The sequence below is a fragment of the Pseudomonas asplenii genome (assembly GCF_001293465.1).
In the GTDB taxonomy this organism is placed as follows: Bacteria; Pseudomonadota; Gammaproteobacteria; order Pseudomonadales; family Pseudomonadaceae; genus Aquipseudomonas; species Aquipseudomonas fuscovaginae_B.
Genome location: NZ_JSYZ01000030.1, coordinates 14,126 through 28,302 on the forward strand (window position 1 = coordinate 14,126; position 14,177 = coordinate 28,302).

The 14,177-nt window shown below is 63.1% G+C and carries 9 protein-coding genes and 1 pseudogene; 6 read left to right on the forward strand and 4 right to left on the reverse strand.

Translation table 11 applies throughout. From position 1 onward, the window contains the following. Positions 1-53: 53 nt before the first annotated feature. On the reverse strand, positions 54-536 hold the full coding sequence (locus PF66_RS29430) for a lytic transglycosylase domain-containing protein (RefSeq protein WP_054064674.1): 483 nt from the start codon (positions 534-536) through the stop codon (positions 54-56). Between the two features lie 1,320 nt (positions 537-1,856). On the opposite strand from PF66_RS29430, the gene PF66_RS29435 reads away from it, so the two are divergent. The 3 genes from PF66_RS29435 to PF66_RS29445 all read left to right on the forward strand — a co-directional run bounded on the left by PF66_RS29435 (position 1,857) and on the right by PF66_RS29445 (position 8,588). Continuing rightward, positions 1,857-5,309 carry an alpha/beta fold hydrolase gene (locus tag PF66_RS29435; protein ID WP_054064612.1) on the forward strand — a complete coding sequence of 1,151 codons (3,453 nt, stop codon included), beginning with the start codon at positions 1,857-1,859 and terminating at the stop codon, positions 5,307-5,309. A 152-nt stretch (positions 5,310-5,461) separates the two neighbouring features. Next, positions 5,462-7,333, forward strand: a complete 1,872-nt coding sequence (locus PF66_RS29440) for a hypothetical protein (RefSeq protein ID WP_054058077.1) — start codon at positions 5,462-5,464, stop codon at positions 7,331-7,333. Positions 7,334-7,343: 10 nt separating this feature from the next. Then, a complete protein-coding gene (locus PF66_RS29445; protein WP_054058078.1) occupies positions 7,344-8,588 on the forward strand; it encodes a metallophosphoesterase family protein in 1,245 nt (414 codons plus the stop codon). A 290-nt stretch (positions 8,589-8,878) separates the two neighbouring features. Here the strand turns inward: PF66_RS29445 and gbcA are convergent, their stop codons facing one another. Further along, positions 8,879-10,174 carry a glycine-betaine demethylase subunit GbcA gene (gene gbcA, locus PF66_RS29450; protein ID WP_054064613.1) on the reverse strand — a complete coding sequence of 432 codons (1,296 nt, stop codon included), beginning with the start codon at positions 10,172-10,174 and terminating at the stop codon, positions 8,879-8,881. A gap of 310 nt (positions 10,175-10,484) precedes the next feature. On the opposite strand from gbcA, the gene gbcB reads away from it, so the two are divergent. After that, positions 10,485-11,585: a glycine-betaine demethylase subunit GbcB gene (gbcB, locus tag PF66_RS29455; RefSeq protein ID WP_054058080.1), complete on the forward strand. Its 1,101-nt coding sequence runs from the start codon at positions 10,485-10,487 to the stop codon at positions 11,583-11,585. Between the two features lie 123 nt (positions 11,586-11,708). On the opposite strand, the gene PF66_RS34100 is transcribed toward gbcB, so the two are convergent. Next, positions 11,709-12,581, reverse strand: a complete 873-nt coding sequence (locus tag PF66_RS34100; RefSeq protein ID WP_425357925.1) for a methyl-accepting chemotaxis protein — start codon at positions 12,579-12,581, stop codon at positions 11,709-11,711. 30 nt (positions 12,582-12,611) lie between these two features. Beyond that, a pseudogene (locus PF66_RS34105) lies at positions 12,612-13,334 on the reverse strand (MCP four helix bundle domain-containing protein); the annotation flags it as partial. Positions 13,335-13,615: 281 nt separating this feature from the next. Between PF66_RS34105 and PF66_RS29465 the strand changes: the two are divergent. Together PF66_RS29465 and PF66_RS29470 are read left to right on the forward strand one after the other, a co-directional pair. Next, positions 13,616-13,846: a hypothetical protein gene (locus PF66_RS29465; protein ID WP_054058082.1), complete on the forward strand. Its 231-nt coding sequence runs from the start codon at positions 13,616-13,618 to the stop codon at positions 13,844-13,846. Further along, positions 13,843-14,145, forward strand: coding sequence for a cell division protein ZapA (locus PF66_RS29470; RefSeq protein ID WP_054058083.1), 303 nt, complete (start codon positions 13,843-13,845; stop codon positions 14,143-14,145). The genes PF66_RS29465 and PF66_RS29470 overlap by 4 nt, the downstream gene beginning before the upstream one ends. The last annotated feature ends 32 nt before the right edge of the window (positions 14,146-14,177 follow it).

The window sequence follows — 14,177 nt, forward strand, 5'->3', positions numbered from 1 at the left end:
CAGCCGCAGGTGGCGCAACTGGCCATGGCTGAGGACCCGCGCATCGGACTGTCTCATGGCCGGGTTCCGCTATGCAGGGCGCCGGCCCGACGCCGCTCCAGCAGCTTGGCGTAGTACGCCCATACCTGTTGCGCATACCGTTCGCGGCGGGCATCGCGTTCGCTGGCGGTGCCGGCGTTGTAGGCGCCCACCGCCTGCCAGCCGTAGCCCAGTCGCTGGACGAAGCGGGCGAGAATCCAGGCGCCGGCCATCACGCTGGTACAGGGCTCTTCCTGCAGGTTGCGCTCGGCGATGCCGAAGGCGGCGAGGGCCGGCAGGTGGCGGCTGTTGATCTGCATCAGGCCGATGTCCCGGCTGCCATCCCGGTTGTCGTGGCGCGCCCGGGGATTTAGCCCCGACTCGACCTGGGCGATGGCGTAGAGCAGCAGCGGATCGATGCGATAGCGCTCACCGGCGTCCTGGAAGCAGTTGGCCAGGCCACTGCTCACGTTGAACAGGGCCGCCAGGGCGAGCAGAGCGGCGAGTGGCGGGTGCATGCTCAGGCCCTGCGCACGGCTTCGGACGCCATACACGACGTCCCCACCGGCCCTGCGATCGCGGCCCGGCGCAGAGGTCACCGTCGCCAGGGTTGCCAGCAGCTCGATCAGGGACAAACCGGCGCCAGGCAGGCGACAGGGCGCTACGGAAAATAGCGCAAGCGGCCACATGGGGATCGCACCATGCCGGATATCCTCGAGTCAATGCATCAGGCCAAGACACCTTTACTGCAAGAACAAGGCGCGCTGTGCCAAGGAGTGTAGCTCAAGGTCCGGTAGCGCCATTCAGACCTCCTTGCAGGAAGATTTGCACAAGTGTCCACAGAGGCTGTTGGCCGATCTGTGGATAACGTGTTCGCGCATCGCTGCAGCCAGCTGAAATCAACGTCTTCAGCCGGTCGTACGAAAAATGACCAGCATAACCAGCGGTTTTCCTTGGCTTTTTTATGTGGATAAGGGGCGCTGGGGGTTGGCGTGAACTTGGGTTTTTTCAACAAAGTCTGTTGGCGCTTTTGTGGATAAGTTGTTCGCTATCTGATGTAGCCCTTGTTTTACAAGGCGTTCAAGGGTTTGTTCAAAAAATGATCGATATGGCGATTTTCTTCGGCCCAGACCGCTGGACGCTTTGTTTTTCGTGGTTTTCAGCGGTTTTCCACAATCGCTTGACGCTCTTCGTGAGTTGCGCACAAAGTCTGTTGGCCTTTCTGTGGATAAGATGTTTGCGATCGGCTACAGCCACCGGAATATGAGGCTTACAGGGGTTTGATCAAAAAACGATCAATGCTCCTTGAAGTCGCCCTTTCCGGATAAGTCACGGATTTCATTCACATTCACCCGCGAGCGGGGCGATGGAAATCGACAGTTTCCCACATTTGCTGTGGGTCGCTCTGTGGATAAGTTGTTCGCCAAGCGCCGCAGGCCCCGGTTTTCATAGCATTCAGCGCTATAGATCAAATTTCATACAGTTCTAAGGGGGTTCGTTGACACCCCTCCGGTGAAAGTCTTCACTAATGGCACAAGGACACAGCCTTACTCGTATCCATTCCAGGTTCAGGGAGAACGCTCGATGGGTCGCCAATCTCACTCCCGCCCGTCGCCGCTCTCCGCCAGCAGCGCCGCGGCCCGCACCAGCGCCCTGATTCCCCGACGTATCCATCGCCACGCGATCAATCAGCGCGCGCGCCTATAGCGCCGCCCCGGCCTGCCGTCATCAGCCGTTCACACGCCGAGCCCGTGTGCGCGTTTGTTCGTTGCATCACCGTCTGTCCCGGTTGCGACCACCGCAGAGTGGCCCGGCCCGGACCCTGAGAGGAAACGACCATGACCCGGATTTCCACACCCATCAGTGCCATCAAGGAGCGTTACGACGTCATTGTGATCGGCTCCGGCTACGGCGGCGGCATCGCCGCGTCGCGCCTGTCCCGCGCCGGCCAGCGCGTGTGCCTGCTTGAGCGGGGGCGGGAAATCCGCCCGGGCGAGTACCCCAACACCATGATCGCGGCGACCGAGGAATTGCAGGTACATGACCCGGACGGGCATATCGGTTCGCGCACCGGGCTGTACGACCTGCATGTCAACGCCCAGCAGAACGTGGTGGTCGGCTGTGGCCTGGGCGGCACGTCGCTGATCAACGCCAACGTGTCCCTGGAACCGGAGCCGGGGGTCTTCGAGGATCCGCGCTGGCCCCAGGCGGTGCGCGAGCACCGCGACACGCTGCTCGCCAAAGGCTATGAGCTGGCGCGCGAGATGCTCAAGCCCAACCCCTATCCGGCCTCCGCCCCGTCCCTGGACAAGCTGGAAGCCAATCGCAAGTCGGCGGACTATCTGCAGGAGAAAACGCATTTCTATACGCCGCCGATCAACGTGACCTTCGACCCGTTGCCCGGCAACCTCAACCACGTCGGTGTCGAGCAACTGCCGTGCAACCACTGTGGCGACTGCGTCTCGGGCTGTAACAACAAGGCCAAGAACACCACCCTGATGAATTACCTGCCGGACGCCTGGAACCATGGCGCGGAGATTTTCTGCCAGGCCGAGGTACGTCACCTGGAGCGCGACGGCGATGGCTGGATCGTGCACTTCCAGTACCTGGACAGCGGTCGCGAGAAATTCTCTGCACCGACCCTGTTCGTCAAGGCCGATATCGTCGTGCTGTCCGCCGGCACCCTGGGCTCCACGGAGATCCTGCTGCGTTCGCGCAACAAGGGCCTGTCGTTGTCCAACCAGCTCGGCGAGAACATGAGCGGCAACGGCGACATCCTCGGGTTCGGCCACAACTGCGGGCAGACCATCAACGGCATCGGCTTCGGCAGCCATTCGGCCAAGGACCTGCAGCCGGTCGGCCCCTGCATCACCTCGATCATCGACATGCGCAACGAGGGCGACTGGCGCAGCCACATGGTGATCGAGGAAGGCTCGATCCCGGGGGCGCTGGGGCGGCCGATGGTGCCGGCGATGGCCGGTTTCGCCGAGCTGATCGGCGAGGCGACCGAGAAGGGTGTCAGCGCCGAACTGCACTACAAGGCCCGCGAGGCCGAGAGTTTCCTGCGTGGCCCGTACCATGGCGCGCTGCACAACATGCAGACCTACCTGATCATGAGCCATGACGACGGCAAGGGGCGCATGGTGCTCGATGACAAGGACCAACTGCGCATCGACTGGCCGGGTGTCGGCGAGCAGGAGAACTTCAAGCTGGGCAACGAACGCCTGCACCAGTCGACCAAGGCCCTGGGCGGGGTCTGGGTGCCGAACCCGATCTGGACCAAGCTGCTGCGGCACAGCATCGTCTCGGTGCACCCCCTGGGCGGTTGCGTGATGGGCGAGGATGCCGGGCAGGGGGTGGTCAACCACAAGGGCCAGGTGTTCAGCGGCGTCAGTGGCAGCGAGGTGTACCCGGGGTTGTACGTGGCCGACGGCGCGGTGATCCCGACCTCCCTGGCGGTCAATCCGCTGTTGACCATTTCCGCGGTCAGCGAACGCAACATGAGCCTGCTGGCGGCCGACCGCGGCTGGGTCATCGACTACAGCCTGCCCTCGGCCCCGCGCAAGCCGGTGGCGCCGCCGACCCTCGGCGTGCAGTTCACCGAGACCATGAAGGGCTACTTCTCCAGGGATTTCACCCAGCCCCAGGGCACCGACCTGAAGGTCTACGAGGCGGCGGCGAAACGCGGCGAGGCGCAGAACTCGCCCATCGAGTTCACCCTGACCATCACCGCGAACGACCTCGACCGGATGATCAGGGAGCCCCAGCACGCCGCCACCCTGGTCGGTACCCTCGATGCCCCGGCGCTGTCACCGTACCCGCTGACCGCCAGCAACGGTGTATTCAACCTGTTCGAGCAATATGAGCAGCAGGTCGGCGTACGGCACATGAACTACGACATGAAGCTGACCGCCGAGGACGGCCGCGACTACTACTTCAGTGCCTTCAAGACCGTCCCCGAGGACCATGGCCTGCTCAATATCTGGCCGGACACCAGCACCCTCTACGTCACCCTCTACCAGGGCCCGGACAAGACCGGCGCGGTGATCGGCTCCGGGGTCATGCACATCAAGCCGGCTGACTTCGCCAAGCAGATGACCACCATGAAGGTGCTCAACGCGCGCAACGAGCGCGAGCGCATCGAGGCCCTGGCGCGCTTCGGCAAGTTCTTCGCCGGGATTCTCTGGGAAAGCTACGGCGGGGTCTTCGCCGGCGATATCTACTTCAACCCGGATGCGCCACCGCGGCACAAGCGGCCGCTGGATGCGCCGGTGCCCACGGTGCATTTCTTCGAGACCGAGGATCGCGTGCAACTGCGCCTGACCCGCTACCAGGCCGGCAGCAAGGGCCCGGTGATGCTGGTGCACGGCCTCGGCGTGGGTTCGAACATCTTCTCCACCGACACCATCCAGACCAACCTGCTGGAGTACCTGTGCAAGCACGACTATGACGTCTGGCTGCTGGACTTTCGCGTCAGCATCCTGCTGCCGGCGAGCAAGCAGGAATGCAACGGCGACCAGATCGCCCAGTACGACTTCAAGGCCGCCATCGCGCAGATCCGCCAGGCCACCGGCGCGGCGGACGTGCAGTGCGTGGTGCACTGCTACGGCGCCACGACGTTCTTCATGGCGCTGCTGGCGGGGCTGGAACATGTACGTTCGGTGGTCTGCTCGCAGATCGCCGCCGACACGGTGGTGGCCACGGCCACCGGGATCAAGGCCGGCCTGCACCTGCCGGGGGTACTGGATACGGTGGGCATCAAGTCGCTGACCGCCTATGCCGACAGCAAGGAAAGCTGGTTCAACAAGCTCTACGACAAGGCCCTCAACGTCTATGCGCGGATCGAGGCCCAGGGCTACTGCACCAACCCGGTCTGTCACCGGATCACCTTCATGTATGCCTCGCTGTACCGGCACGACACCCTCAACGAGACCCTGCACGACAACCTGCATGAGCTGTTCGGCGAGTCGAACATCGAGACCTTCGAGCACCTGGCGCTGATCTGTCGCAAGGGCCACCTGGTGGACTTCAAGGGCCACGACGTCTACATGCCGCATTTCGACCGCCTGGATCTGCCGATCTGCTTCATCAGCGGTGCGGACAACCAGTGCTACCTGCCGCAAAGCACCGAGAAGACCTACGAGCGGCTGGTGCAGATGCATGGTCCGGAGCTGTACAGCCGGCATGTGGTGCCCGGTTACGGCCATATCGACTGCATCTTCGGCAAGAACGCGGTGGTCGATGTGTATCCGCTGATCCTGGCGCACCTGGAGAAGACCGCGCTGGGCTGATCTGCCCGTTCTGAATATGCCATCGAACCTGTAGGAGCAGGGCTTGCCCGCGAAATGGCCCTTGAGATCGTTAAAAGCTTCGCGGGCAAGCCCGGCTCCTACAGGGGGGCAGCGGTGGCCCGATAGGCATGGATTTGCAGATAGAGGGTGACATGGATAACTACATCCGCTGGTATCAACGCTTCATCTGGCTCGGCATCGTGATGAACATGGTGTTCGCACTGCCGGCCCTTTTCGCTCCGGCGCTGCTGACCTCGGTGGTCGGCCTGCCACCGGTGCTGTCGGACCCCTGGCTGGAAAACGCCGGCATGCTGCTGGTGGGCATCAGCCTGTTCTACATGCCTTCGGGTTTCAACGCCCGGCGCTTTCCGATCAACTCCTGGCTCTGCGTACTGAGCCGGCTGATCGCCGTGGCGTTCTGGATCTACCTGATCCAGACCAGCACCACGCCGTCGGTGTTCGTGCCGATGCTCTATGGCGACCTGAGCATGTTCCTGCTGCTGGGCATCACCCTTTACCTGGGCAGCCCGCCGGCCACCCGGCCCTGGGCCCTGCTGGTCGATGGCTGGCATGCCTGGTGCCACGGCTGGGCGGTGCGCTGGCAACGCCACAGCTTCCGGGTCGGCCTGCTGGTCACCCTGCTGGTGCTGGGCTTCATTGGCTACCAGACCTGGTACAACATGCTGCGGGTGGTGCCCGAGGAGAAGTTCGCCGCCGACGAGGACCATTTCAAGTACGCCGCTATTGGCCTGGGGATCGAGGCACGGATTCCCTACTACCTGTTCTCCGTGCTGCCACAGATGTGCCCGGAGAAAATGCCCAGGCCGGGTGGGGGTTGGGAGTCGTTCGGCTTTCTCTACGAGAACGGCCGCGACCTGCCGATCGGCATGGCCAAGCGGCAGATCGGCTACCCGACCGTGGAGCCCAACTGCGCCCTGTGCCACACCGGTTCCTATCGCGCCGCGGCCGACGACGTCGCCCGGCCACTGGCCACGGCACCGGCCAATACCCTGCAACTGCAGGCCTTCCAGTGGTTCGCCTACGACTGCGCCAGCGATCCGAAATTCACCGCCGACGCGGTGATGGCGGCGATCAACGCCAAGTTCCAGTTGGGCTTCTTCGAGAAGCTGTACAACCGCTATCTGATCATCCCGATGGCCAAGAGCGCGCTGCTCAAGCAGAAGCAGGGCTATGCCTGGCAGAAACTGCGGCCGGCCCAGGGGCCTGGGCGTACCGACACGTTCAACCCGACCAAGATGGTGGTGTTCGGCTTCCCGGACGACTCGACCATCGGCACCGTCGACCTGCCGCAGATCTGGAACCAGAAACCGCGCGAGTCGCTGTACCTGCATTGGGACGGCAATAACAACAATATCCACGAGCGCAACTACGCGGCGGCCATGGCCGTGGGCGCGACGCCGCAGTCGGTGCTGCCGGAGAGTTTCAACCGGGTCACCAACTGGCTGCTCGGCACCCGGCCGCCGGCCTGGCCGTTCGCCCTGGATCAGGCGCGGGTCGCCCAGGGCAAGCCGCTGTGGGCCAGCAACTGTGCCGGTTGCCATGAGTTCGGCAAGGCCGACACCGGCCAGGTCACCGTTCCCATCGACACCCTGGGCACCGACCCGCATCGCCTGAACTCCTTCACTACCGGCCTGGTGCAGGCGTTCCACGGCTTCAAGAAGCCGCCGTTCGACTTCGGCGCCTACCGCAAGACCCAGAGCTACAGCAACACCCCCACCGATGGCATCTGGATGCGTGCGCCGTATCTGCACAACGGCTCGGTACCGAGCCTGTGGGACCTGCTGCAGACCCCGGACAAGCGTCCGGTGACCTTCAGCACCGGCTCGGATGTGTACGACCCGGTCAAGGTCGGCTTCGTCACCAGCGGGCCGCAGGTACAGGCACCGACCTACTTCAAGTACGACACCCGCCTGGAAGGCAACCACAACGGTGGTCACCTGTATGGCACCCAACTGACCGACGCCGAGAAATGGGCGCTGATCGAGTTCATGAAAACCTTGTAGGGAGAGCGCCATGAACCTGCACCATCTGGAACATGAGCTGGCGAAGATCCAGATCCGGCTCAGCGGTTTGAAGGCCCGGCTGGAGTTGTCGTGGAAGAAACTGATCAGCGATATCGAGCCGGAGGAATTCCAGGCGATCCAGCAACTGCTGCAACGCGGGCATGACCAGGCCCATTACGTGCTGGCGCACGGCGACCTGCCGAGCGACGAGCCGGCGGTACCCTGGGAACTGGCCCATGGCCTGTCGATCCTGCACCTGGGCCATGCCCAGGCGCTGCCGACCTCGGAGGCGGAGTTGCCGACCCGGGTGCTCAAGGACGGCACGCTGCTCGGTTGTCGCAAGTGGGAACTGCTGGACCTGCTGTGGAGCGAGGCGCTGATCAAGTGGATCGAGAACCTGCGCCATCACGCCACGTTCGCCACCACGCCGATGGTGATGATGATCGACAACGAGGTCAGCCTGGCGATTGCCGGCGACTGGGGCACGGGGCCGTTCGACAGCCATGCGCCGGCGGTCAGCGTGGCCAACCAGATGAGTCGGGTCCAGGCCGATTTCACCATTCACCTGGGCGACGTCTACTACGCCGGTACCGGCTCCGAGGAGGATGTCGACATGGCCGGCTGGCCGATGGGCAAGCACGGCGCCTTCACGCTCAACTCCAACCACGAAATGTACAGCGGTGCCCACGGCTATTTCGCCGAGCTCAATGCGCGCTTCCCGGTGCAGCAGGGCACCAGCTATTTCGCCCTGTACAACGATGACTGGCTGATCGTCGGGCTGGATTCGGCCTATGCCTCCAAGCCGCTGAACCTGTACATGGACGGCACCCTGAACCCGCAGCAGATCGACTGGATGAAGACCTTGCCCAAGCGCGACCGGTTGCTGGTGCTCAGTCACCACCAGGGCTTCGATATCACCGGGCACAACCCGAACGGCCTGTACAAACAGGTTTGCGATGCCCTGGGGCGGGTGCCGGACTACTGGTATTGGGGCCACCTGCACAACGGCATCGTCTATGCCGAATTGAACGGGTTGAAGGCGCGTTGCGCCGGGCACGGGGCCATCCCCTATGGCGTGACCAGCGAGCTGGATGGCAACAAGCGGGTGTTGTTCTCCGAGACGCGCAATGCCGGTGACCCGGATTATCCGGAGCGGGTGCTCAATGGGTTTGCGCGGGTGCGGCTGAGTGGCGCGAACATCATCGAGGAGTTCATCGGCGAGGATGGTTCGGTGCGCTGGACGTCGAACGGGTAGGGTTTGGCAGGAGCGGGGGTTATTGATCGTTCCCACGCTCTGCGTGGGAGCGCCGCCCGTGACGCTCTGCGTCACAAGAGCGGACGCCGAGCGTCCAGAGAGGCATTCCCACGCAGAGCGTGGGAACGATCATCACTAGGGCCAGCAAGTCCTGTGGTGTTGTCGTGGGCGGGGTAGGCCGGTCTGGCGCTTTCGCGGGCAAGCCCGGCTCCTACAGTCTGGTGTCGTACACCAATGAGGTGAACGATGGAGTACTGTAGGAGCCGGGCTTGCCCGCGAAGCTTTTGCCCTTAGCCGTTAACCGGCACGCCCTTGAGGTATGGTGCAGGCTCTGCCCCCAGGTTGCTCAGCATGCGCTCGCTGTACCAGTCGATGAAGTTGACCACGCCGAACTCGTAGGTCTTCGAGTACGGGCCGGGCTGGTAGGCCACGGAGTTGATGCCGCGCTGGTTTTCCTCGGCCAGGCGACGGTCCTGGTCGTTGGTGGCATCCCAGACCTGACGCATGCGCGCCACGTCATAGTCGACACCCTCGACCGCGTCCTTGTGCACCAGCCACTTGGTGGTGACCATGGTTTCCTGGGCGCTGATCGGCCATACGGTGAACACGATGATGTGGTCGCCCATGCAGTGGTTCCACGAGTGCGGCAGGTGCAGGATGCGCATCGAGCCCAGGTCCGGGTTCTTGATCCGGCCCATCAGTTTCTTGCAGCCCTGCTGGCCGTCCATGGTCATCGATACAGTGCCCTTGAGCAGCGGCATGCGCACGATACGGTTGCGCAGGCCGAAGCTGGCGTGGGCATAGGGGATCTTCTCGGCTTCCCAGGCGGCGGCGGAGGCGGCCACGTGGTCCTTGAACGCCTGGTCGGCACGCGGGTCGGTGACGTCGTCCCATTCCAGCAGGGTTTTCAGCAGTTCCGGGTGGGAGCCGTTGCAGTGGTAGCACTCACGGTTGTTTTCGATCACCAGCTTCCAGTTGGCCTTTTCCATCAAGGTGGTCTGCACCGCCACCTTGGTGTTCTCCATGTCGTAGGGTTCCATGTAGTGGCTCAGGGTGCTGAGGAACTCGTCGATCGGTGGCGGGTTCTCGGCCAGGCTGATGAAGATGTAGCCGCCGGCGGTCTTCACGTTGACCGGCTTGAGGCCGTACTGCTTCATGTCGAAGTCGGCACCCATCTCGGTGCCGGCGAACAGCAGGCGGCCATCGAGTTCGTAGGTCCACTGGTGGTAGGGGCAGACCAGCTTGGCGACCTTGCCCTTTTCGCCGGTGCACAGGCGCGAGCCGCGGTGCCGGCAGACGTTGTGGAAGGCGTGGACCACGCCGTCGGCGCCGCGGATGACGATGATCGGGTTCTTGCCGATCTGCAGCGTCAGGTAGTTGCCCTTGGTCGGGATCTCGCTGGTCATGCCGGCGATCAGCCATTCCTTGTGGAAGATCTCCTGCATGTCGATTTCGAACAGGCGGTCATCCGAATAGAACGGTTGTGGCAGGGAGAAGGTCCGCTCACGTTCCTGCAGCATCTGTGCGGTGGCCTTGCGTGCGGGCTCCAGTGGGTCGCCCAGGCTCAGGGTGGTGGTGTTGTCCATCGTTCAGGTCCTCATGGCCATGCGGTGTGGCCGACGAATATTGGCTAAGTGGTCGATGCAGCAGGTTCGGACCACACGGTTGCGACGCAAGACAGAAATACAGCGGATCATTTGCGACGGAGTGTGGGGCTGGCAGCGACCAGGACCTTATCCATGGGCGACACGGCCGAATCCGTTCCCGACGCGCAAGCACCCGTCGTTAGGGGCTGGTCGCGATAAGCATGCCAATGTCGCGAATAGGTAAACGGGGCGCTTGGGCCTTGCGCAGAATCGCCACCATAAGAGCTGACAGTCAGCGGTGGAGAACAACATGTCGAACAACTTCCTGAATCCGGTAACGACCCAGACCTGGGCCAATGGTCGGCATATCGTGCGCTGTGTGAAGGTCATCCAGGAAACCTGGGATGTGCGCACCTTCTGCTTCATGGCCGATCAGCCGATCATGTTCTTTTTCAAGCCGGGGCAGTTCGTCACCCTGGAACTGGAAATCGAGGGGCAGCAGATCATGCGCTCCTACACCATTTCCAGTTCGCCGTCGGTGCCCTACAGCTTCTCGGTGACCATCAAGCGGGTGCCGGGCGGCAAGGTGTCCAACTGGTTGCACGACACCCTGCACGAGGGCCAGGAGCTGGCGGTGCACGGTCCGGTGGGCCTGTTCAACGCCATCGACTTCCCCAGCCCCAAGGTGCTGTACCTCAGCGGTGGCGTCGGCATCACGCCGGTGATGTCCATGGCCCGCTGGTTCTACGATACCAACGGCAACGTCGACATGGTGTTCATCCATAGCGCCCGGTCGCCCAAGGACATCATCTATCACCGCGAGCTGGAACACATGGCGTCGCGGATCGACAACTTCAGCCTGCACCTGATCTGTGAAAAACACGGCCTGGGCGAGCCGTGGGCCGGCTATCGCGGCTACCTGAACCACAAGATGCTGGAACTGATGGCGCCGGACTTCCTCGAGCGCGAAGTGTTCTGCTGCGGCCCGACACCGTACATGAACGCGGTGAAGCGTCTGCTGGAGGCGGCGGGCTTCGACATGAGCCGCTACCACGAGGAATCCTTTGGCGCGACGCCGCCGGAAGCCCGGGCCGATGCGGTGGAGCAGGCCGAACAGGCCGCCGACGCACCGCCGGTGGATGCGGCCGACCTGCACCAGGTGGAGTTCACCGCCACCGGCAAGAGCATTCGCGTGGCACCGGGCGAAACCGTGCACGCGGCGGCGGCCAAGCTGGGCCTGATGATTCCCAAGGCCTGCGGCATGGGCATCTGCGGGACCTGCAAGGTGCTCAAGCTGGGCGGCGAGGTGGACATGGAGCACAACGGCGGGATCACCGACGAGGACGTGGCCGAGGGCTACATCCTGTCGTGCTGCAGCGTGCCGAAGGGCGATGTGCGGATCGAGTACTGATTGAGGGCGGTGTGAGTCTCTTCGCGGGCAAGCCACGCTCCTACAGGGTTGCGTCGTTCATTGCATTTTTGAACGACTCGATCCTGTAGGAGCGAGGCTTGCCCGCGAAGGGCGCCCCACGGTTTACAGGCTGAACCGCGCCACCAACCCGTTGAGATCCACCGCCAGGCGCGCCAGCTCGTTGCTCGCCGCGCTGGTCTGGCCGGCACCGGTGGCCGACTGTACCGACAGGTCGCGGATGTTCACCAGGTTGTGATCCACCTCGCGGGCCACCTGGGCCTGCTCCTCGGCCGCGCTGGCGATCACCAGGTTGCGTTCGTTGATCTCGACGATCGCGCTGTTGATGGTGTCCAGCGCCAGGCCTGCGCCCTTGGCAATGTTCAGGGTCGATTCGGCGCGCTCGGTGCTGTTGCGCATCGAGTCCACCGCCTGTTCGGTACCGCCCTGGATGCTGCCGATCATCCGTTCGATCTCGCTGGTCGACTGCTGGGTGCGGTGGGCCAGTGCGCGTACTTCATCGGCGACCACGGCAAAACCACGCCCGGCTTCCCCGGCGCGGGCCGCCTCGATCGCGGCGTTCAGCGCGAGCAGGTTGGTCTGGTCGGCCAGGCCGCGGATCACGTCCAGCACCTTGCCGATATCCCGGGACTCGTCGGCGAGGTTGCCAATCAGCGTCGCGGTGCTCTGCACGTCGCTGCTCATGCGTTCGATGGCGCTGACGGTTTCCTGTACCAGGTCGCGACCGTCGCTGGCCGAGGCGGTGGCGTTTTTCGAGGCTTCGGAAGTGCTCACGGCATTGCGCGCGACTTCTTCCACCGCGCTGGTCATCTCGTTGACCGCGGTGGCCGCCTGTTCGATTTCATTGTTCTGCTGCTGCAGCCCGCGGGCGCTTTCGTCGGTGACGCTGTTCAGCTCCTCGGCGGCGGAGGCCAGCTGGGTCGCCGAGCCGGAGATGCGCTGCAGGGTGTCGCGCAGTTTCTGCTGCATCTTGAGCATGGCCTGCAGCAGGCGGCCGGCCTCGTCGGTGCCGTCGACCACGATCGGATGGGTCAGGTCGCCCTCGGCGATATGCTCGGCGGCGTTCAGGGCCTGGGCGATCGGCTGGGTGATGCTGCGGGTCAGCAGCCAGGCGAACAGGCAGGTCAGGGTGGTGGCGAGCAGCAGCAGGATCACCACCAGGTTGAAGGCCGCGTCGTATTGTTCGCGCGCCTGCTGGTTGTTGTCGTTGGTCTGCTGGTTGAGGATCTCCAGCAGGCGGTTGAGTACGGCGTTGATCTGCTCGGAGTTGGTGAGCAATTCGCTGTTGAGCAGGGCTGTCAGCTCGGCCATCTGATTGTTGCGCGACAGGTTCTTCATGCGCTCTTCGATCTGCCGGTACTGCCCGAGCAGTTGCCCGTACTGCTCGTAGGCCGCCCGCTCTTCGGGGCTGACGATCAGTTTTTCGTAAACCGCACGGGCACTGTCGATCTGCTGGTTGCGCTGGGCGAACAGCTCCAGGGTCTTGGCCTGGATATCCGGCTCGCGGTTGGTCAGCAGGCGATAGGAGAGCACCCGCAGGCGCAGGGTCAGTTGGGTGAACTCGTCCAGGGTCTTGATACTGGGCACGCTGTTGCTGGTGAGTTGCTCGGCGGCTGCACGGATCTTGCTCATCTGGATCAGCGAACACACGCCCAGAATCAGCATGAGTGTGCCAATGATGGCAAAACCGAGGAACGCTCTCGGAGCGATGTTCATTGTGCGTAGGGACATGATGTTTCCTGAGAGAAGCGCGTTCCGTGCGGCCTTTTGGATGAAGCTCTACCTGACTTATCGGTCCTGCGACTAAAGTCTAAAGGGCGCTGCGCGGATTTGTCGCAGTCGAGGCTTTGCGACGGAAGGTTTGGAACATGTTCCGCCAATCGCAGTCCCTATGGGGCGAAGAGAAGTCCCGTGCCAGTAAAATCAAGGCTTTGCGAGCGTTTTTCCCTGGCAAACCGGGGGGCTTTTCTTTATCGTACGCGCCCTTTGAAACTGCCCGAGAGATCAAGAAAATGCTGGAGACTTCCCTCAACCAACTGGAGCAACTGGTCAGCGAGCTGGTGCAGCAGAAGCAGGAGCTGTTGGCCGCCAATGCTCAACTCAATACCGAACTGGCCCGGGCCAAGGATGAAAACGAAAGCCTGCAGTTGAGCCTGATGGAGCAGGAAGAGAAACAGGGCGCCACCGCCGCCCGTATCCAGGCGCTGGTCGAGCGTGTCAGCGCAGGTCCCGTGAGCGCATGAGAGCCAGCAACGACGGCGTGACCGTCATCTCGATCCTCGGCGAGGACTACTCGATCAAGGCCCCCGCGGGGCATGAGCAGACGCTGCTGGAAGCGACCCAGATGCTCAAGACCGCCCTGGTCGATACCAAGAAGAAGTTTCCCACGTTGATCGGTGAGCAACTGCTGGTGCTCACCGCGCTGAACCTGTGCTCCCAGCGGATCGAGGAACAGCGTGAACACCGTGAGGTGCTCGATCGTTGCCAGGAGCAGGTCAGTGCCACGGTGGACGTGATTTCCAGGACGATCGGGCAGAACTGAGTCACTGTGTGGCTCGCTGCGCAGCGGCGGGT